General features: G+C 62.8%; 17 protein-coding genes and 1 pseudogene. 12 read left to right on the top strand and 6 right to left on the bottom strand.

Features of this window, described 5'->3' with window-relative positions; translation table 11 throughout:
• Positions 1 to 2: 2 nt before the first annotated feature.
• Positions 3 to 1,022 carry an RluA family pseudouridine synthase gene (locus tag R3C13_RS05315; RefSeq protein WP_371309774.1) on the top strand — a complete coding sequence of 340 codons (1,020 nt, stop codon included), beginning with the start codon at positions 3 to 5 and terminating at the stop codon, positions 1,020 to 1,022.
• On the opposite strand, the gene R3C13_RS05310 is transcribed toward R3C13_RS05315, so the two are convergent.
• Complete coding sequence (locus tag R3C13_RS05310; protein WP_371309773.1) at positions 1,019 to 1,918, bottom strand: DUF3108 domain-containing protein; 900 nt, start codon at positions 1,916 to 1,918, stop codon at positions 1,019 to 1,021. The genes R3C13_RS05315 and R3C13_RS05310 overlap by 4 nt on opposite strands.
• A gap of 250 nt (positions 1,919 to 2,168) precedes the next feature.
• Between R3C13_RS05310 and rpmB the strand changes: the two genes are divergently transcribed.
• The 6 genes from rpmB (at position 2,169) to R3C13_RS05280 (ending at position 8,873) form a co-directional block, all read left to right on the top strand.
• Positions 2,169 to 2,453, top strand: a complete 285-nt coding sequence (gene rpmB, locus R3C13_RS05305; RefSeq protein WP_371309772.1) for a 50S ribosomal protein L28 — start codon at positions 2,169 to 2,171, stop codon at positions 2,451 to 2,453.
• Positions 2,454 to 2,564: 111 nt separating this feature from the next.
• Positions 2,565 to 4,247, top strand: coding sequence for an amidohydrolase (locus tag R3C13_RS05300; protein WP_371309771.1), 1,683 nt, complete (start codon positions 2,565 to 2,567; stop codon positions 4,245 to 4,247).
• Between the two features lie 117 nt (positions 4,248 to 4,364).
• Positions 4,365 to 5,339, top strand: coding sequence for a cobaltochelatase subunit CobS (gene cobS, locus R3C13_RS05295; protein ID WP_371309770.1), 975 nt, complete (start codon positions 4,365 to 4,367; stop codon positions 5,337 to 5,339).
• A 1-nt stretch (position 5,340) separates the two neighbouring features.
• Entirely contained in the window at positions 5,341 to 6,021 is a 681-nt protein-coding gene (locus R3C13_RS05290) for a dienelactone hydrolase family protein (RefSeq protein ID WP_371309769.1), read from the top strand.
• Positions 6,022 to 6,041: 20 nt separating this feature from the next.
• Complete coding sequence (cobT, locus tag R3C13_RS05285; protein WP_371309768.1) at positions 6,042 to 8,036, top strand: cobaltochelatase subunit CobT; 1,995 nt, start codon at positions 6,042 to 6,044, stop codon at positions 8,034 to 8,036.
• 36 nt (positions 8,037 to 8,072) lie between these two features.
• Entirely contained in the window at positions 8,073 to 8,873 is an 801-nt protein-coding gene (locus R3C13_RS05280; protein WP_371309767.1) for a hypothetical protein, read from the top strand.
• A 30-nt stretch (positions 8,874 to 8,903) separates the two neighbouring features.
• On the opposite strand, the gene R3C13_RS05275 is transcribed toward R3C13_RS05280, so the two are convergent.
• Together R3C13_RS05275 and R3C13_RS05270 are read right to left on the bottom strand one after the other, a co-directional pair.
• The gene (locus tag R3C13_RS05275; RefSeq protein WP_371309766.1) at positions 8,904 to 9,803 is read right to left on the bottom strand and encodes a hydroxymethylglutaryl-CoA lyase; all 900 of its coding nucleotides are present in this window, start codon (positions 9,801 to 9,803) and stop codon (positions 8,904 to 8,906) included.
• A gap of 7 nt (positions 9,804 to 9,810) precedes the next feature.
• Positions 9,811 to 10,626: an enoyl-CoA hydratase gene (locus tag R3C13_RS05270; protein WP_371309765.1), complete on the bottom strand. Its 816-nt coding sequence runs from the start codon at positions 10,624 to 10,626 to the stop codon at positions 9,811 to 9,813.
• An 80-nt stretch (positions 10,627 to 10,706) separates the two neighbouring features.
• On the opposite strand from R3C13_RS05270, the gene hisI reads away from it, so the two are divergent.
• The 3 genes from hisI to R3C13_RS05255 are packed head-to-tail and all read left to right on the top strand — an operon-like array spanning position 10,707 to position 12,915.
• Entirely contained in the window at positions 10,707 to 11,108 is a 402-nt protein-coding gene (hisI, locus tag R3C13_RS05265) for a phosphoribosyl-AMP cyclohydrolase (RefSeq protein WP_371309764.1), read from the top strand.
• Positions 11,109 to 11,155: 47 nt separating this feature from the next.
• A complete protein-coding gene (locus R3C13_RS05260) occupies positions 11,156 to 12,046 on the top strand; it encodes an N-acyl homoserine lactonase family protein (protein WP_371309763.1) in 891 nt (296 codons plus the stop codon).
• A gap of 20 nt (positions 12,047 to 12,066) precedes the next feature.
• On the top strand, positions 12,067 to 12,915 hold the full coding sequence (locus R3C13_RS05255; protein ID WP_371309762.1) for a family 16 glycosylhydrolase: 849 nt from the start codon (positions 12,067 to 12,069) through the stop codon (positions 12,913 to 12,915).
• Between the two features lie 3 nt (positions 12,916 to 12,918).
• Here R3C13_RS05255 and R3C13_RS05250 read toward each other — a convergent pair whose 3' ends face one another.
• Together R3C13_RS05250 and R3C13_RS05245 are read right to left on the bottom strand one after the other, a co-directional pair.
• The gene (locus R3C13_RS05250) at positions 12,919 to 14,613 is read right to left on the bottom strand and encodes an acyl-CoA dehydrogenase family protein (protein WP_371309761.1); all 1,695 of its coding nucleotides are present in this window, start codon (positions 14,611 to 14,613) and stop codon (positions 12,919 to 12,921) included.
• 87 nt (positions 14,614 to 14,700) lie between these two features.
• Complete coding sequence (locus tag R3C13_RS05245; protein ID WP_371309760.1) at positions 14,701 to 15,510, bottom strand: SDR family NAD(P)-dependent oxidoreductase; 810 nt, start codon at positions 15,508 to 15,510, stop codon at positions 14,701 to 14,703.
• Between the two features lie 165 nt (positions 15,511 to 15,675).
• Here R3C13_RS05245 and R3C13_RS05240 point away from each other — a divergent pair.
• Positions 15,676 to 18,189, top strand: a pseudogene (locus R3C13_RS05240) (TonB-dependent receptor plug domain-containing protein).
• A gap of 71 nt (positions 18,190 to 18,260) precedes the next feature.
• Here the strand turns inward: R3C13_RS05240 and R3C13_RS05235 are convergent.
• On the bottom strand, positions 18,261 to 19,208 hold the full coding sequence (locus R3C13_RS05235) for a glutathione S-transferase (protein ID WP_371309759.1): 948 nt from the start codon (positions 19,206 to 19,208) through the stop codon (positions 18,261 to 18,263).
• A gap of 151 nt (positions 19,209 to 19,359) precedes the next feature.
• Between R3C13_RS05235 and R3C13_RS05230 the strand changes: the two genes are divergently transcribed.
• The gene (locus R3C13_RS05230; protein ID WP_371309758.1) at positions 19,360 to 20,244 is read left to right on the top strand and encodes a methylated-DNA--[protein]-cysteine S-methyltransferase; all 885 of its coding nucleotides are present in this window, start codon (positions 19,360 to 19,362) and stop codon (positions 20,242 to 20,244) included.
• Positions 20,245 to 20,268 lie beyond the last annotated feature (24 nt).

Here is a 20,268-nt window from a genome sequence, read left to right as displayed (position 1 = left end):
CCATGAGCGAACTGAAATTGACTGCAGGCCCTGAAGATGCCGGCCAGAGACTAGATGTCTTCCTGGCGGCGAAGGCGGATGACCTGTCGCGGTCGCGCCTCAAGGCATTGATCCTTGAAGGCGCGGTGACGACGGCAGGGGCGGTCGAAACCAACCCGAAGAAGCCGGTCATTGCGGGCGCTGTCTATGTCGTCCACCTGCCGGAGCCCGTGCCGGCCGAACCCGAGCCGCAGGATATCCCGCTCGATATCCTGTTCGAGGACGAATACCTGATCGTACTGAACAAGCCTGCGGGCATGGCGGTTCACCCGGCACCCGGCAGCGCGCAGGATACTCTGGTCAATGCCCTGCTGCACCATTGCCGGGGCCAGTTGTCGGGGATTGGCGGCGTGGAACGGCCGGGTATCGTGCACCGGATTGACAAGCTGACGACCGGCGTGCTGGTCGTGGCAAAGACGGAACCGGCCCATCTCGGCCTGTCGGCGTTGTTCGAATCCCATGACATTGAACGCGCTTATCTCGCGGTGACGCGCGGGGCACCGCGGCCCTCATCCGGGACGGTCGACGAACACCTTGCCCGGTCATCGGCAGACCGGAAGAAAATGGCGGTGGTGCGCAACCCGGAAGCCGGGTTCGGCCGCCGTGCGGTGACCCACTACAAAACGCTGAAAACTTTCGGAATCCGCGAAAAGGGGACGAATTTTCCGTCCGCTGCGCTGGTTGAGTGCCGGCTGGAAACCGGCCGGACGCACCAGATTCGGGTTCACATGGCCCACATCGGTACACCGCTGGTGGGGGATCCTGTCTACGGCCGCAACCGCGGCATATCCTGCCTGGGGAGCGGGGCGGACCATGACGCCGGCCTGAAGCTGGCGCGCGATTTCCCGCGCCAGGCCCTGCATGCGGCCATGTTGGGGTTCGTGCATCCGATAACGAAAGAGGCGCTCCGGTTCGAAGCGCCTCTTCCTGAGGATATGTCGGGCCTGGTGGCTGCGCTGAGGCGGCTGCCGAAAACGGTCTAGTGCTGGCCGCTGCCCGGGCCGCCGGCGGCTTCCGAGGTTACGAGCGGTTCAAAGCGCAGTTTCTTAGCCGTCAGGGTCACATCACCGATTTTCTTGGAATCGGCGGCGATCTTGATGGGCACCGTTGCGCCATTGTCGAGCGGGGCAAGCCACATCCGCAAGGGACCGTCGATCCCGGTCAGATTGTCATTGTCCGCCTCGCCTTTCTTGTAGCCGGCGACCTTGTCCATCGTGACATGGCATTCGATGGCCTGACCGGACCAGACAGGGGTCGAGACCTTCCGCATCCCGGCATTGTTCAGGTAGAGATAGGTCAGCTGGCGGCCGTCGAAGATGCGGATGGGCCCGCCGCAGGGATCTTGACCCGGCGCGCGCGGCTCAAGTGCGAACGTGATCAGCGCCGTTATCGGGTCGTTCGTCTTCAGCACCTGTTCCGTGGTGGCGGCCGGGTCGCCGAGATTCCCGAAACGCGGCGTGGCGTTCATGGTGAAATCCGTTTCGGAGATTTCCATCTCCACCTTGCGGTTCTTTTTGCCGTCCTTGTTCTGAGACACATAGGAGCGGGTCTTCAGTTCGCCATTATGGGTTTCGCCTTCGGCATGGATGTTCATGTCGTAATTCACGAACCAGTCCGCAATGCCTGTGACCTTCACGCGGGAGTCGATCTTGTAGGTATCGGGATGGAGTTCGGTCGTGAACGAGGCCCGGCCGGTGGCCGGGATAAACAGGAAGTATGCTTTCGCCTCGAGCTCGTAGACCATACGGGTCGGGGTGCCGGCCTTCACATTGGTCAGCAGGGCGCCGGAGGCGGCATTCGCCGCAGGGGCCTTGTCAGCTGTCGCAAAGCCGGCCAGCGCCAGAGCTGCTGCAGATGCGAGAAAGAACGCGCGTTTCATCTCAGACCTTTCCTGCCGGCCACCGGGCCGGCTCTTTATCCTGTCCCATATATAGTCCGGGCAATCCAACGGCGCCTGAATGAGTTGGTCATTTTCCCGCCTTAATCGGGCGGAAATGCGGTCAAACCTTGTGACAAGCAGTTACAGGGGCGGACAACTGAGGAATCGGGGGAGACCAGTGTTGACAGAGGGGCCCCGCCCGTTCTAACAGCGCGCCTTCGAGATAAGACCCCTTTATTGGAGCGAGGCCATGTCCCGCGAGTGTGAACTTACCGGCACGAAGCCGATGGTCGGCCATCGCGTCAGCCATTCCCAGATCAAGACCAAGCGCCTGTTCCGCCCGAACCTGGTGCGCGTGACCCTGCATTCGGAAACGCTGAACCAGAACTTCCCGATGCGCATTACGGCCTCGGCCCTGCGCACCGTGGACAAGCTGGGCGGCCTCGACGGCTTCCTGGCCAAGGCCAAGGACGACACGCTGTCTGCCAAGGCACAGAAGATCAAGCGCGACATCGCCAAGAAGGCGACCGCCTGAAAATTCTGATCCTGTAAGCGGATCGACAGAGCGCGCCTTTCGGGGCGCGCTTTTGTTTTGCATACCTGTCTGAGCCGTGGCAGGGAAGGGCCTCATCAGGAGGCCCGTCGCATGCGTTTTGCCGTTCCCGCCACCGCGCTGTTCAGCGTCCTGTTCCTGACATCCTGCAAGCCGGAGGCCCAGCCTGAAGCGGCCGCAGGCCCCGCGGATACCGGGATCACCATCTTCACGGGCGGCACCATCTATACCGGCGTGCCGGAACAGCCGGTCGTCGAGGCCGTGGTGGTGGATAAGTCCGGCCGGATTGTCGGAACGGTGCCGCCGCTTTCGGCCGATTGGGATGACCCAAGTGATGCTTCCGGGGTAGAGATAATTGACCTTGGGGGCGCTTATATGTTCCCCGGTTTCACGGATTCCCACATTCACCTGCTGGGCATCGGCCAGCGCGAGCTGACCCTCAATCTCGAAGGCACGGCATCGGTCGACGAGCTGGTCACGCGGGTTGAAGCCGAGCTGGAGGGCCTGCCGCCCGGCGCCATCCTCTATGGACGGGGCTGGATCGAGACCGGCTGGCCGGAAGGGCGGATGCCGTCGGCCGCCGACCTCGACGCCGTCAGCGCGGACAATCCAGTGGTCCTGACCCGTGCCGACGGGCATGCCCTGGTGGCGAACTCCGCCGCGCTGGCTGCCGCCGGCATTCTCGACCTCACCGACGACCCCGCCGGCGGCCATGTCGAGCGCGGGCCGGACGGCCGGGCGACCGGCATCGTCATCGACAATGCGGCGGCGCCTGTGTACGCGCTGTTCCGCGCACCCTCCGAGGCGGAGTTGACGAAAGCCCTCGAAATCGGCGCGAAGACCTATGTCGCGCGCGGCTGGACGGGCGCCCACAATATGAGCGTCGAGCCACGCGAGGCTCCGCTGATGGCGGCGCTCGACGCAGACGGGCGCCTGTCGCTGCGTCTCTACAATGCCTTCGACGAACGCGGCTTCGACCTCGCCCGGCAGCACCAGTTCGAAACGGACACGATCCGCAACCGCGCGGTGAAGCTCTATATGGACGGCGCCCTCGGCAGCCGCGGCGCCCTGCTGATTGCTCCGTATTCGGATCGCCCGGAGACCAGCGGCCTGTCGACGCTGGAGCCGACCGTGCTTCACAATCTGATGATGCGCGCCAATGAAGAGCAGGTCCAACTGGCGATCCACGCGATCGGCGACCTCGCCAACCGGAATATCCTCGATACGTTCGAGGAGCTGGGCTATGGCGCGGACCTGCGCTGGCGCATCGAACATACGCAGATCCTGGCACCGGAGGACATCGAGCGGGTCGGCGCGCTTGGCCTGGTCGCGTCGATGCAGCCGAGCCATGCCATCGGCGACCTGCATTTCGCGCCGGCGCGCCTCGGGATCGACCGGCTGAAGGGGGCCTATGCCTGGAAGAGCCTGCTTCAGACCGGCGCCGTGGTGGCGGGCGGGTCTGATGCGCCGGTGGAAGTCGGCTCGCCGCTGATCGAGTTCTATGCCGCCGTCGCGCGCAAGGATCTCGAGGGGTTCAGCGGAGAGGGCTGGCACCCGGAAGAGGCACTCAGCCGGGACGAGGCGCTCGCCCTGTTCACCTCGGCGCCCGCCTTTGCCGCGTTCCAGGAAGCCGATCTCGGCACGATCGAGCCCGGCAAGCTTGCCGATTTCACCGTGTTCGACCGTGACCTGATGACGGTTCCGGAAGCGGAAATCCTTGAGGCGAAGGCCGTGATGACGGTGGTGGGCGGCGAGATCGTCTATCGGGCCGAATAAGGCCTGCAGGGCGCCGCCCTGTTTCCGTTACGTCGCACTAGCCGGGGGGCTAAGGCGTGATAGAACGCCTAGGTAACACATCATCCTCCCGAACCTGAGACGATTACAATGACCGTAATGAGCGACAGCACCGAACTGGACGGCCTGAAGCCGACCGAGAAGATCAATGTCCGCAAGGTGTTCGGCCTTGATTCCGACATGGTGGTGCATGGCTTCAAGAAGCGCACCGAATATGTGCCGGAGATCGACGACGCCTATCGCTTCGATCCACAAACCACCATGGCGATCCTCGCCGGGTTCGAGCACAATCGCCGCGTGATGGTGCAGGGCTATCACGGCACCGGCAAGTCGACCCATATCGAGCAGGTGGCCGCGCGCCTCAACTGGCCGATGATCCGGGTCAACCTCGACAGCCATGTCAGCCGGATCGACATGGTCGGCAAGGATGCGATCGTCCTGAAGGACGGCAAGCAGATCACCGAATTCCGCGAAGGCATCCTGCCGTGGGCGCTACAGCGCCCGGTGGCGATCACGTTCGACGAATACGATGCCGGCCGTCCGGACGTGATGTTCGTGATCCAGCGCGTGCTTGAAAGCTCGGGCAAGCTGACCCTGCTGGACCAGAACCGCGTGATCGCGCCGAACCCGTATTTCCGCCTGTTCTCGACCACCAACACGGTCGGCCTCGGCGATACGACGGGGCTTTACCACGGCACGCAACAGCTGAACCAGGGCCAGATGGACCGCTGGAACATCGTCACCACGCTGAACTACCTTGAGCACGATGCCGAGGTGGAGATCGTGAAATCGAAGGCCACCGGCGTCGACGACGACACGCTCGCCAAGATGGTGACGCTGGCGGACCTGACGCGGAACGCCTTCATGTCCGGCGACCTCTCCACCGTGATGAGCCCGCGGACCGTCATCACCTGGGCAGAGAATTTCGCCATCTTCGGCGATCTCGGCCATGCCTTCCGTATGACCTTCCTCAACAAGTGCGACGAGCTGGAACGCCCGCTGGTTGCGGAAATGTACCAGCGCTGCTTTGGCGTGGACTTGCCGGAAAGCGCCCTGATGGTGAGGGTGGCCTGAGATGAGCGGCACCGTCATCGAACTGACGAGTGGTGACGGGTTTCGCTTCAGCGCGCTGCACCTGCCGGCGGAGGGCGCGCGCAAGGGCGGCCTCGTGCTGGTGCAGGAAATCTTCGGCGTGAATTCCTATATGGTCGAGGCGTGCGAACGCTTTGCCGCCGAAGGCTATGAGGTGATCGCGCCTTCGATGTTCGACCGGCAGAAAAAAGGCTACACGACCGAGAGCCATACGCCGGACGATATCGCCGAGGGCGGCGGCTATGCCCGCGCCAACGGGCTCGACAATGCGATGAGAGATATTGCTGCCTGTATCGCCGCGCTTGAGGCGCCGGTCTTCATCACGGGCTTTTGCTATGGCGGGTCGATGGTCTATATCGCGGCCTGCCAGCTGGACGGCCTGTCTGCTGCGAGCGGCTATTATGGCAGCCTCGTTCCGGGACTTAAGGACGCCTCGCCGAAATGCCCGACCATCGTCCATTTCGGCCGGCACGACGCGCATATCCCGATGGAGGGTGTCCGCGCATTTGAGGCTGAGCGCCATGATGTGCCGGTCTATGTGTATGATGCGGGGCACGGATTCGCCCGCCGCCGCTCTGACGATTTCGACACCCATGCCGACGCGCTGGCCTTCCGGCGGACGCTCGACCTGTTCAACAAAGCCGCAGCGGATGCCGGATATTAGGGTGGCCGACAGATAGTCCGATGGCGAAGGAAACGACTCCCCAGGAAATCTTCCGGCAGGCGCTCGCCGTTACGACCAAGTCGATGAGCGCCGACCGGGACGTGGAGGTCGGCTTCGGCAATGAGCCGGGGTCTGATGAAGAGCGCATCGTGCTGCGGCCGCCGCCGGTGACGCTGCCGGCAGAAGTTGCCGCGCGGATCCGTGGTGAGGCGGACGCGGTAGCGCTGCGCCGGGCGCATCATGATCCGGCGGCACATATGCGGCACAGGCCGCAAGGCGACCTGCCGCGCAAGGTGTATGATGCGGCCGAGACGGCGCGGATCGAAAGCCTCGGCGCCAATGCGATGCGTGGCACGGCGAACAATCTGGATGCCGTGCTGGCGCATCGCTGCCAGTCCGGTGAATTCGCCATGGGCACCGAACAGCCGGAGGCGGTGCTGGCCCCGGCGCTCGAATTCCTGCTGCGGGAAAAGCTGACCGGCCGGGAACTGCCGGAGCCGGCACGGCGCGTGGCCGACCTCTGGCGCGCACAGGTGACGGAAAAGACCGGCGATGCGCTGGACCGGCTGATCAGCCAGCTGCACGACCAGCCGGAATTCGCCCGCATCGTGCGCGACATGATCCGTGACCTGACGGCCACCGACATTCCCGGCGACGATGACGAAGCCGCTGACGACCAGCCCCAGGAAGAGGGCGAGAGCGAACAGCAGAATGCCGGCGACGAGGACATGCAGCCCGAAGAGCAGATGGGCGCATCTTCCGAACAGATGGAAGCCGGCGACACGGAAGAAATCGAAGGCGAGGAAGCGAACGTCCAGATCGACCAGGACATGGAGATGGACGCCGACGACATGCCGGGCGACGACGAGGAAGGCACCAAGCCGCTACGTCCGAATTTCCGTGACGGCGACGATCGCGACCGGTTCAACTATACCGTCTTCACCCGCGCGCATGACGAAGTGGCGAACGCGCCGGACCTGTGCGACGCTGAAGAACTGACCCGCCTGCGGGCATATCTTGACCACCAGCTGCAAGGCCTGCAGGGGGCCGTGTCGAAACTCGCCAACAAGCTGCAGCGCCTTCTGATGGCACAGCAGAATCGCAGCTGGAGTTTTGACCTGGAAGAGGGCGTGCTGGACACGGCGCGCCTGACGCGGGTGATTACCGATCCGACCTCGCCGCTGTCGTTCAAGCAGGAAGACGATTCGGAGTTCCGCGACACGATCGTGACGCTGCTGCTGGACAATTCCGGCTCGATGCGCGGGCGGCCGATCATGGTGGCGGCGCTGTGTGCGGACATCCTCGCCCGCACGCTGGAACGCTGCAATGTGAAGACGGAAGTCCTGGGCTTTACGACAAAAGCCTGGAAGGGCGGCATGTCGCGGGAGGACTGGGTGAAGGCGGGCAAGCCTGCGACGCCGGGGCGCCTCAACGACATTCGCCACATCATCTACAAGCAGGCAGATGCGCCCTGGCGGCGCGCGCGGCGCAACCTCGGCCTGATGATGCGCGAGGGCCTGCTGAAAGAGAATATCGACGGCGAAGCGTTGCAATGGGCGCATGAGCGCCTGCTGATGCGGCCGGAACAGCGCAAGATCCTGATGGTGATTTCAGATGGCGCGCCAGTCGACGATTCGACGCTGAACGTGAATGTCGGCAATTATCTTGAGCGCCATTTGCGTCAGGTGATCGAAGAGATCGAAACGCGCAGCCCGGTGGAACTGATCGCCATCGGCATCGGCCATGACGTGACGCGCTATTACAAGCGCGCCGTCACCATCGTGGACGCCGAACAACTCGGCGGCGCGATGACCGACCAGCTGGCGAGCCTCTTCGACGAGAACCAGCCGAACCCGAAAGCCATGGCCATTCCTCCGCTGACGGACCGCACCGTGCGCGGCGCGGTTTCGGGCGCCGGTGCCGGCGCGCCCTCCTACGGCAAGGGCAAGAAAGTCGACCTCGGCCGCGCCGTGAAGACGACGAGCCTTCAGGAAGTGAAGGGCGCTAAGAAGTAGATTGTATTCCACTTCTTGCTTATCTACTTTTGGGTGATGCCAGACGAAATTCAAGTCAATCAGCCGGGTCGCCGGATTAACATCCAGCTAAATCCCAACGGTGTTGTAGCTCCAGCCATGAATGCTGTGAAAACAACGTTGGGCGTAATTTCTAGATTGCTTCCCACGATAGAAGAAGGACCGCTTCCGGACACCATCGCGGTCGAACTGGAAGGACTGTCTCTCCGATTGGCTGACCATGGAGATCAAAACGAAAGACGCACGCGTCAGAAAAATTGGCTATTGGCAAAAGGATTTCATGAACTGGCGAGAGGAATCCGTCTCTCACTTGAAGAGGCATGTCTGTACAATACAACCGTCCAAATGCGTGAGCAGGTCGTGCGAGATGAACAACACCTCGTTGAAATATTGAACGCGGTGAAGACGGCAGTGAACAGATTGAATTTTCCTGACCTGCTCGCGCAAGTGAACGATGGTTTGCAAACAGAATTGATGTGGTATCCACAGTTCCTGTCATTTCAGAAGGTGCGTAATTGCTTGGAACATCGCGACGGTCTGGTTTCTCAGGACAAAGATGTAGAACAGGGTGTGGATGCCCTTGTTCTGTCTGTTCCGAAACTGCAACTTTTTCTAAAAATGGGCGAAAGGGAAGTTGAATTGGTGCCCGGCATGGTAGCGGAAGAAGAAGCTACGGTTCTTCTCAAATCAGGTACGAAGGAAATAAGTTTTCCTGTTGGATCACGCATTTCGTTTTCGGCACAAGACTTCTCGCAGATGGCGTTTGGTACTTGGCAGATGGTAAGCGAACTTGCGGGGAAGCTGCCCGTACCGGACTGAGACCAGAGCAATGCTGCGCCGGCTCAACTTCTATTTCGGCGGAAATCCGCCCGCCTTGCTCAGCGATGAGCTGACCGGGTGCTGCAGCACCGTTTCCAGCCATTTCGAGGTTTCGATTAGCTTGCCGAGGTCCAGCCCTGTCTCGAATCCGCCGCGTTCGAGCAGGTAGACGACATCCTCCGTCGCCACATTGCCGGTCGCCGCCGGGGCGAAGGGGCAGCCGCCGATGCCGCCGCAGCTCGCATCGATGACATCGACGCCCGCATCCACCGCCGCAGCGACATTCGCCAACGCCTGTCCGCGTGTGTCGTGGAAGTGCATGCGCAGGAACACGTCCGGCGCCTCGATCCGTACCCGGTCGATGGCGCGGCGCACGGCCCAGGGGTCCGCAACACCGATCGTGTCACCGAGGGCGAGTTCGCCGACGCCTGCGCGCTGGGCTTGCGCGGCGAGGCTGGCAACCACGCCAAGGTCCACCTCGCCATCATAGGGATCGCCGAAGGCGACGGAGATGGTGGCGGAAAGCGGGATGCCGGCCTCATGGATCAGCGGCGCGCACCGGGCCAGCATGTCGGCGCTGTCCTGCGGGCTCATGCCCTGGTTCTTCCGGCCGAAGGTTTCGCTGGCGACGAGGACGAAATTGATCTCGTCCGCCTTTGCCTCAATGGCGCGGCGCACGCCTGTCTCGTTGAGGGCAAGGGCGATGTGGCGTGTCGGCTTCGTGCGGTCGAGCCCGGCAAAAACGGCCGGGCTGTCGGCCATCTTCGGAACGGCCTTCGGGCTGACGAAGCTTCCCGATTCCATGCGCTTCACGCCGGCCGCTTCGAGGCGCGAGATGAATTCCAGCTTCTGCTCCACCGTGAGATTGGCGGGGTCATTCTGCAGCCCGTCGCGGGGGCCGACTTCCACAATGTCGATGCGGCGGGTCATGGGGCTCCTATCTTCCTTCAAATGCCGGGGCGCGGCGCTCGACAAAGCTTGCCACGCCTTCCTTGAAGTCGAAAGTCGTGAAGCTTGCCACCATTTCAGCATCTGCCTCTGCAAGGGAATCGCCGAAGCTCTGGAAATAAGTCTTGCGGATCTGCCGTTTCATGACGGCGAGGGAACGGGGTGAGACCTGGGTCGCGAGGTGGTGAGCAGTGTGCTGGACATTGCCCATCAGTTCGCCGACCGGGAAGGACTCATTGACGAGGCCGAGATCCGCCGCTTCGCGTCCGGTGAACTTCCGGGCGGTGAAAAGGAGGTCCAGTGCCTTCGCCTCGCCGATCAACCGGGGCAACAGCCAGGCGATGCCATGCTCGGCGATCAGGCCGCGCTGGGCGAAAGCGGTGGTGAATTTTGCCTCTGTCGCTGCATAGCGCAGGTCCGCGAACAGCGCGAAGATAAGGCCGATCCCGGCGCAGGCGCCATTGATCGCGGCGATGATCGGCTTCGGGCAGGTATACATGTAGCCGAAGCGGCCGGGATAAAGCCCCCGCAGGTCGGACGGTGCCTCGTCGATCTCAGCCAGCCGGTCGCGCGCCCCGCCCTGTATGCCCTGAAGCACATTCATGTCAGCACCCGCACAAAAGCCGCGCCCGGCTCCGGTGACGACGATGACGCGCACCGCATCGTCGCCCGAGGCGGTGACAATGGCGTGTTTCAACTCGTTGTGCATGACGTCGGTCCAGGCATTCAGCCGGTCGGGCCGGTTCAGCGTGAGGGTCAGGACTCCATCCCGCGTTTCGCTCAGGATCTGGCTGTAGTCGGACATGGCATTCCTCCGGTCTTCCTGTTTTCTTTCAGACTAGACTCCTGCTGGCGCAAAGGGGAGGGGTGACGTATGGAGCGGCCATGACAGATTTCCTTCCTCCCCTCTCCGGCAGTGCGCAGGACGAAACCCGCGAACTGCGCCCGAAATTCAATGCCGACGGCCTCATTGCCGCGATCACGCAGGACGCGGCCTCCGGCGAGGTGCTGATGATGGCCTGGATGAATGCCGAGGCGCTGGCGGCGACGCTGGCGACGGGCCGGGCGACCTACTGGTCGCGCTCGCGGCAGGAATTGTGGGTCAAGGGCGAGACATCCGGCCATGTGCAGGAGGTCGTCGACGTGCGGATCGACTGCGACCAGGATGCGGTATTGCTGAAAGTGAGGCAGACGGGCGGTGCCTGTCACACCGGCCGGGCGAGTTGTTTCTACCGGATCGTCGCCCCGGACGGGTCCGGCCTTTCGCCCGTCCCGGACATGGGCTAGGCATCAGTCGGGCAAAACCAAAAGACAGCCATCGAAAAGGGGACATCATGACTCAGTCACGCTTGCTGCTTGCAGCGGCCGCCATGGGATTCGCTGCGGCCTGTACACCTGCGGAAAAGGCTGTTTCCGGTCCTGCTGAGGTTGAGCGTGCCGAGGCGCCCGCCGAAGAGGCCGCGCCGCTGACGGTCAATGTGCTGGATTGCGGCACGATTGAAGTGACCGACCTCGACGCCTTCTCGAGTGCCGGCGACTGGGCCGGGCAGACCGACACGCTGACCGACACGTGTTTCCTGATCAATCACCCCAAGGGTCGGATGCTGTGGGATCTCGGCCTGCCGGGCATGCTGGTCGGCGCGGGCACGCAGACGGTCGGCGGCATCTTCAAAGTGACGATGGACACATCGATCACGCAGCAGCTTGCCGATCTCGGGCTGACGCCGGGCGATATCGACTACATCTCCCTGTCGCATGACCATTTCGACCATGTTGGCCAGGTGGACCAGGTGTCTGGCGCGACCTGGATCGTGCAGGAAGACGAATACAACGACATGTTCCGCCCTGAGGATGCCGAACAGCCGGATCCGCAGCTGGCCGCCATGTGGGCGCTGTTCAAGCCGCTGACGGCGCAGAAGATCACGGGCGACTATGACGTCTTCGGCGATGGCACGGTGACCATTATCGAACTGCCGGGCCACACGCCGGGCCATTCCGTGCTGCAACTGATGATGCCCGAGACCGGGCCGGTGCTGCTCTCCGGGGATCTCTATCACCGCACCGAGAGCCGCCAGCTGCGCCGCGTGCCGCGCTTCAACTGGGACGAGCCGAAGACGCTTGCCTCGATGGATGCATTCGAGACGCGCGCTCAGGAATTGGGCGCCAAGGTGATTATCCAGCACGAGCCGGACGATATTGCCCCGCTGGGCGGCATGATTCGCTAGGTTCGGGGCCGATGCGTGCGATGCGTTCCCTCTTACTGGCCCTGATCGGACTGGCTGCCGGCCTGGCGGCGCAGGCCGAGCAGGGGACGCATTCGGCGCTGGACGACAAGGCATCTCCCTGGCGACTCGTCTTCAGCGATGAGTTCAAGGGAAAGGGCCGTCCGGACCCGGACAAATGGATCTCCAAGGAATACAACCGGCGTCCGAACGAGAAAGGCCCGGATGGGTGGTGGGATCCGGAAAATGCGTTCCTTGACGGGCATGGGCACCTTGTTCTGCGAACGACGAAGATCGAGAACCGCAATCCGGGGGAAGACAAAGACCCCTACGATTTCGCCACCGCGATGGTGTCGACCGAAGGCAAGTTCGAACAGACCTTTGGCCGTTTCGAAGCCCGGGCCAAACTGCCCCAGGCGGCCGGCTGGTGGGCGGCGTTCTGGCTGTTTTCGAGCAGCGTCAACAATGTCGACGGATCAGGGCGCGACGGGACGGAGGTCGATATCTTCGAGGGCTTCGGTTGGACCGACCGGATCAATCAGGCGCTTCACTGGGACGGGTACAATAAGGCGCACCAATGGGTGTCCTCAGACACGGTGGTTCCGGGCATCCGTCATGGCTGGCACACATTCACGCTGGAATGGTATCCGAACGAGTACGTGTTTTTCATCGACGGGCAGGAAACATGGCGCTCCCGTGCCGGAGGCGTGAGTCAGGTGCCGCTCTGGCTGAAACTGTCGGGAGAACTATCGACAAGCGGCTGGGCGGCGACCGAAACATGGGCCAACAAGGCTGAGCCAGAGAAGTATCCGGACGATTTTCTTGTCGACTGGGTGCGTGTCTACGAGCGCATTCCTGACACGGACGATTAGGCCTCAGTTCCCGCCTTCGACGAGCCGCCGTGCGATGACCATCGCCTGCACTTCGCCTGCGCCCTCGAAGATGTTGAGGATGCGGGCGTCCTGAAGTATCCGGCTGATCGGATATTCCAGCGCAAAGCCATTGCCACCATGAATCTGGACGGCATTGTCGGCGGCGGCCCAGGCGACCCGTGCCGCGAGCAGTTTCGCCATGCCGGCTTCCAGGTCACAGCGCTTGCCTTCGTCTTTCCGGCGGGCTGAGAAATAGGTCAGCTGGCGCACGCCGACCAGCTCGGCGGCCATCATGACCAGCTTGTTGGATACGCGCGGGAAGTTGAAGATTGGCTGCCCGAACTGGCTGCGGTCGAGCGCATATTGCAGGCCGGTTTCAAAAGCGTTCTGCCCGACGCCGATGGCGCGGGCGGCGGTCTGGATGCGGGCGCTCTCGAAGGTGGCCATCAATTGCTTGAAGCCTTGATTCTCGACGCCGCCGAGCAGGTTTTCCGACTTTACCTTGAAGCCGTCGAAGCCGATCTCGTATTCCTTCATGCCGCGATAGCCGAGCACTTCGATCTCGCCACCGGTCATGCCTTCGGCGGGGAAGGGGGTGGCATCGTCACCGCGCGGCTTTTCCGCAAGGAACATGGAAAGTCCCGAAAAATTGTTTGTGTCCGGATTTGTGCGGGCAAGGACGGTCATCAGGTCGGCGCGGACCGGATGGGTGATCCAGGTCTTGTTGCCGGTGATCGAATAGTTTTTGCCATCAGCATCCTTCACCGCGCGCGTGCGGAGAGATCCGAGGTCAGAGCCGGTGTTCGGTTCGGTGAAGACCGCGGTCGGCAGGATCTCGCCGCTGGCAATCAGCGGCAGCCATTTCTGCTTCTGGTCGTCCGTGCCGCCGATCAGGATGAGTTCTGCGGCGATTTCAGAGCGGGTGCCGAGCGAGCCAGTGCCGATATAGCCCCGGGAAAGTTCTTCCGACACGACGCACATGGCTGTCTTGCCCATGCCGAAGCCGCCGAACTCCTCCGGAATGGTGAGGCCGAAGACGCCGAGCTCCGCCATCTCCGAAACGACATCCATCGGGATGTATTCATTCTTCAGATGCCAGCCATGGGCATGTGGCTTGATCCGCTCCGAAGCGTACTTGGAAAACTGGTCGCGGACCATGTTCATGGTCTCGTCGAGACCTGTATGTTCAGCCGTGTTGCGAGACAGGGCATCGGGCAGGAGTTTCGCGGCCGCTGCCAGCGCCGCCGGCGTCTTGCCTTCGGACAGGAAACGCTGGATCGCGGGGGCGAAGAGAAGGTTCATGTCATCCCGGTCGCAGCCAAGATCGGCTGGGCGAATGATCTCACCCTGGTTCATCGGGATGCCGCCGATCAGCTGGGCGAGGTATTCGCCGAACAGGATCTGGGAGAGCAATTGTTCCGTCTCGCCGAAGCTGCCTTCCGCGTCGAGACGTTCAGCCCACCTGGCCGTCTGGCGGAGGGTTTCGAGATAGGTGGCGACCCAGGACAAGCCATGCGCGGCATGCTGGTGGCGCTCAAAGGCGGCGCGGTCCGGCTTGCCTTCCGGCGTGCTGACCTTGGCGCGAACGGCCCGCGTCGCGGCGTCGACATACGCCTCGACCGCGGCAACCGCCGCCTGCATGGCCTCGGTCAAGCCTGTCATCACCGGAGAGTCCGCAACCATTGTGTCGCCTGCCATATCCTGCCCCTTCTGCAATTGTTTCAGGTTTTATAGGGCGGCCGGGCCGCCCTGTCAGTCCATAATTGTGCGGTGCAACATCGCAGTCTAGTCAATTCGCCGGTAGCGGCGGCTCTGCGATCCCACAATGGCACGTCCGAGCGGTTCCGGCATGATCCGGGTCAGGGTGGCAAGGCCCTTGTTCGCCAGACCGGGCACAACAACGGGCTGTCCGCGATTAACCGCCTCTATGCCCGCTTTCACGACCGGGGGCGCCTCCATCCACATCCATTTCGGCAGCGTGTTTGCATCTTCGCGCGTGCCGTTCACATCATGAAATTCGCTCCAGACAAAGCCGGGGCACAATGCAGTGCAATGGATATCATAGTGGCCGGATGCGGCGCATTCGGCATTCAGGCTCTCGGAGAATTTGATCAGGCCGGATTTGACGCTGGCATACAGCGTATGGCCGGCGCTGCCAGGTGCGTATCCGGCGAGAGATGCGACATTGATGATGCGGCCATATCCGCGCTCCGCCATGCCGGGCAGGATGCGATGGCACAGTTCGATCGGCGCGGTGTAGAGGACGCGCAGGAAGGTGGCCTGGTCGTCCCAGACTGTGTTGAAGAAGGTTCCCGGCAAACCATAGCCGGCATTGTTGACGAGCGCGTCGACATGACGGTCCTTCGACGTGATGCCGGCCAGAATCCGCTCTGGTGCGCCATCGGAACCGAGGTCTTCTCCGAGGACAAGTGCCTCAATTTTGTGCGTGGCTGCCAATTCGTCTGCAAGGGCCTGCAATCGGTCTGTGCGCCGTGCCGTAAGGGCAAGATCCCATCCGAGAGCGGCGTACTGGCGCGCAAATTCCGCCCCGATCCCGGCAGAAGCGCCTGTTATGAGGCATAAGCGGCGAGTCATTGGTAGGAATCTCCCCCGCGAGGCGAGCGTCAGAAAATGTGACGCTTTTACAACAACTTCAAACCAATCGCTCCCGCGACCCTGAGCGGACTTGTGAATTCTTACAAGGGGGACACTTTTAAAAGCGAGGTAGGTTTGCGCCCGCACGTGACGCACCTCAGCAAGATGGAGCAAACAATGTCCTACAAGTCCGTCCTGAAGGCGGCTTCCGCGGCAGCGATCCTCGTCGCATCCGCCGCCCTCCCCGCAATCGCCCAGGAAGAAACAACCGCCGAGAACGACCGCACGCTCGACACCGTCGTGACCGTCGGTACGCGCGTGGCCAACCGGTCCGCGCTCGATACCGCCGTGGCCGTCGATGTGGTTCCCGGTGCCGCGCTCGAAAATATCGGTGTCGGCGAACTGAACCAGGCGCTGTCTGTGCAGCTGCCGAGCTTCAACTTTCCGCGTCCCGCGCTCGCCGACGGTACGGACTCGATCCGCCCGGCCGGTCTGCGCGGTCTCGCGCCTGACCAGACGCTGGTTCTCGTCAATGGCAAGCGCCGCCACTCGGCATCGCTGGTCAACGTCAACGGAACGATCGGCCGTGGGTCTTCCGCAGTCGACCTCAACACCATCCCGACCATGGCCATTGGCGGCGTCTAAGTGCTGCGCGACGGTGCGTCTGCGCAGTATGGCTCTGACGCCATCGCCGGCGTCATCAACACCAAGCTGCGCGAAGCCTCGGAAGGCGGCGCAGCACAGGTCTCCTATGGCATCCGCGAAACCCGTTATGAGGTTCCGGCCGGTACTCCGGCAGCCGGCATGCCCATCGAGGTGTTCAGCCCGGTGACCCGCAGCCGTTCGGACGGCGAGGTCTGGACCTTGTCCGGCTGGAAGGGCTTTTCGCTCGGCCAGGACGGCTTCCTGACCGTCACGGCGGAATACAAGGACCAGGGCCATACGGAGCGCTCCGGCTATGACGTCCGCCAGAACTATCCGACGCCTGCCGGCGGCGGGTTCGATCCGCGCGAAGCAGACTTCAACCGCTTCAACGCCTGGACCGGTGAACCGGACCTCGACCAGATCACCCTGTTCGCCAATGCCGGCTACGACCTTGCCAACGGCGTGGAACTGTATGGCTGGGCGAGCTACCAGGACCGCGAGACTGTGTCCGCCGGCTTCTATCGCCGGGCGCAGGATGCGCGGAACGTCATCGAGATCTATCCCGATGGCTTCCTGCCGAAGATCAATCCGACCACGACCGATTATTCGGCCGCGGCCGGCGCCCGCTGGAATATGGCGGGCTGGGACATGGATGCCTCCGTCGTCTATGGCGACAACAAGATGGAATTCATGATCGTCAACACGCTGAACCGCTCGATCGGTCCGACGTCTAAGACGGCCTTCGATGCTGGCGGGTTTGAATACTCGCAGGTCGTGGCGAACCTTTCCGGCGTCAAGGGTTTCGACGTTGCGAGCCTTGCATCGCCGCTCAACGTGGCATGGGGCCTTGAGGCACGTCAGGAGACCTATGAGATCTTTGCCGGTGAGCCGGATTCCTACCGGAATGGCGGCGTTCTCCTGAATGGCTCCCCGACGGCATCTGGTGCACAGGTGTTCCCGGGCTTCCGCCCTGAAAACGAAGTCGATGAAGACCGGACCGCTGTCGGTGCCTATATCGACCTCGAAGCCAATGTGACCGACCAGTTCCTGCTGTCGGGCGCAGTGCGCGCGGAATCCTATTCGGACTTCGGCGAGACGGTGACCGGCAAGATCGCGGCACGGTATGACTTCAACGATGTGTTCGCCCTGCGCGGATCCGTCCAAAACGGTTTCCGGGCTCCGTCGCTGCAACAGCAATACTTCGCAACGACGTCGACCAACTTCATCGGCGGTGTGCCGTTCGACATCACTACTTTCCCGGTGACGGACCCGATCGCGCGCGCCCTCGGTGCGCAGGATCTCGATGCCGAGGAATCGCTGAACTACTCGATCGGTGCTGTCATCACGACCGGCAAGCTCAATGTCACCATCGATGCCTACCGCATTGATGTGACCGACCGGATCGTCCTGTCGGAGAACCTTACCTCGGCGGAAGTCCGGGCCTATCTTGAAAGCGAAGGCTTCATCGGGGCCGGCGGTGGCCGCTTCTTCCTGAACGGCGTCGACACCGAAACCAGCGGTGTGGATATCGTCACGAACTATGACTTCGGCGAAACCGCATACGGATCGTTCAAGGCGACGTTCGGTGCGAACTTCAACCAGACCGATGTGACGGCTGTTCCGGCGGTTCCGCAGCTGTCGGCCATCAATCCGGCGCCGGTCCTGTTCGGCCGCGTCAACGTCAAGACGTTTGAGGAAGGCACGCCGAAGAGCAAGCTCGCGGCGTCTGTCGACTGGGAGAATGGCGCCTTCGGCGGTACAGCCCGCGTCACGCGCTACGGCGAAGTGCTGGTGCCGAACTCCAATGCCGCCAACGACTATGAGCTGGGCGCGAAAGTCCTGCTCGATGTTGAAGGGCGCTGGAATGTGAACGAGAAAATCCAGTTGGCGGTCGGTGCCGACAACCTGTTTGACGAATACCCGGACGCTGCGCCGATCGGGCAGAACGGAACTGGCAACACGCCTTTCTCGGCGTACAGCCCGTTCGGCTATTCCGGCCGCTTCGTCTATGGCAAGGCGACCTGGAAGTTCTAGGAACAGACACTCAGCCTACAAATGAAACGCCGCCCGGAAGGGCGGCGTTTTTCTTTCTGTTTTCGCATCCGTCAGAGGCGGCGGACGAGGTAGCCTGCGCGGGGGAAGTGAACGTGCAATGTCTCGGCTTCCTTGGTGATCCGCTGGAGGATGACCCGCTGGGAATCGGCATGGACGAGCTCTCCCTCGACCCACACCTTGCCGTAATCGTCAGGGCACACCGCAACCATTTCGCCGGGAGCAAACCCTTGGGTTTCATTGCGGGTTGTCGCAGCCACAAGACGAGGGGCCGCGGCCTTCGCGATGCGGAGGGCGTCGGCGGATGAAATGGTTTCCGGCTCCTGCCCCTCGAATTCGCGCAGGCGGTCGAACCAGGCTTTGGTGAGGTCAGCTGACTCAAAGCACTTCGCCAGGAAGTCCGGAACGTTCTGGTGCATGAACCAGACATTCATGTAGGCGTGGACATCGACGAGGCCGGGCTTGGTGCCGATGAGGTAAAGCCCGCCGCCCGCGCCCTTGCCGCCCTGCAGCCTTTCTTCGAGCAGCATGAGGCGGGCGCGCCATTGGTCGCGCATCAGCGGTGCCGCCGCGCGCATTGCCTCGACATCGAAGGGCTGGCCGGACAGGCTCTCGCGATCCTTGCGGAAGTCTTCCGGCACCTTGTCGGCGAGCTCGCCGAAGATGACGGCGACGGAAGCCTGGAACCAGCGCCCGTCGGTCCAGCCGGCGACCATTTGGCCGAGGCCTTCATGGCCGGGCAGCTTGAGCGTCGGGATCGGATAGCGGGCCTCGAGTTCCCGTAGGATGATGGCGGTGTCGCAGAAAATATCGGCGCCGATCTGCATGACCGGCGTGCGCCGGTAGCCGCCTGTCAGTGGCATCAGATCAGGCTTCGGCATGATGACGGGAATCTCGACCCGCGACCAGGCAAGGTTCTTCAGGCGCAGGGCGAGGCGGATTTTTTCCGCGAAAGGGGATGTCGGGTATTCGTGGAGAATAATGCTTCGGGCGTCTGCCATTTGCGGCTCAGCTCCCTCATGGTCTTTTGTGGCCGGTAGTCTTGCCGGGCTTTGTGCGGGCAGGGAAGTGGCCAATTGTGCCTGCACAGCCTGCCCGGGGCGCAACAAGAATCGGGTGGCGGGGGCGGGGCCGACACGGCAAAAGACGTTCATGACACAACAGACAGCTCCTCTGGACGAACGCGCCGCCGCCTATCTTCGGATGGCGCGAGCGCTGGAACATCTGGGCGATACTTGGCGCGACTGGCCGGATCTTGCGGCTGTGGCAGGCGCGATGGGGCTCAGCCCCAGCCATTTCCAGCGCGAATTCACCCGCTGGGCAGGCGTTTCGCCGCGCCAGTTCCAGGCAGCCATCGCCCATGCTGAAGCAGGCGACCTGTTGCGGCAGGGGGCGAGTGTCCTGGAAGCGACGTTTGAAACGGGTCTTTCCGGGCCGGGCCGGCTGCACGACCTGTTCATCGCGCATGAAGGCCTTACCCCCGGAGAAGCCAAGACTGGGGGCAAAGGCGCCGACCTGATGCTGGGCCGGGCCCCGACACCGTTCGGGGAGGGGGCATGGCTGATCTCCCCCCGCGGGCTCGTCGCTCTTGGATTCATCGATGAAAACGCACCGAAAAAGACCGGATTCGTGCATCAGGGCCGCAATGAACAGGATGCCTTCGCCGATCTTGCCGGCCGCTATCCGGGCGCCGACATCCGCCGGGACGATGCGGCCGCGCGGGCCATGGCAGCGCAGGTGTTCGAGAAGGGCGAGCCGCTGCCGGTCGCCCTTTATGGAACACCCTTCCGGCGGCAGGTCTGGCGGGCCCTGTTGGACATTCCGGCGGGCTGCACGCGCACCTATGGCGAGCTGGCCGCGTGTTCGGGCCATCCGAAAGCGGCTCGCGCTGTCGGCGCAGCGGTCGGCGCGAACCCGATCAGCTGGTTCATCCCCTGCCACCGCGCCCTTGCAGCGGACGGCCGGCTTCATAATTATCATTGGGGTGTGGCCCGGAAACGCGCCATGCTGACTTTCGAACGCGCTCATGCCGCCTGATCGAGGCCCGGCCGGGCGCCAGAC

Origin of the sequence: Hyphomonas sp. (assembly GCF_041398385.1) — a bacterium.
Lineage (GTDB): Bacteria > Pseudomonadota > Alphaproteobacteria > Caulobacterales > Hyphomonadaceae > Hyphomonas.
Note: the sequence above shows the minus strand (reverse complement) of the source record. Positions and strands in the feature narration are given on the sequence as shown.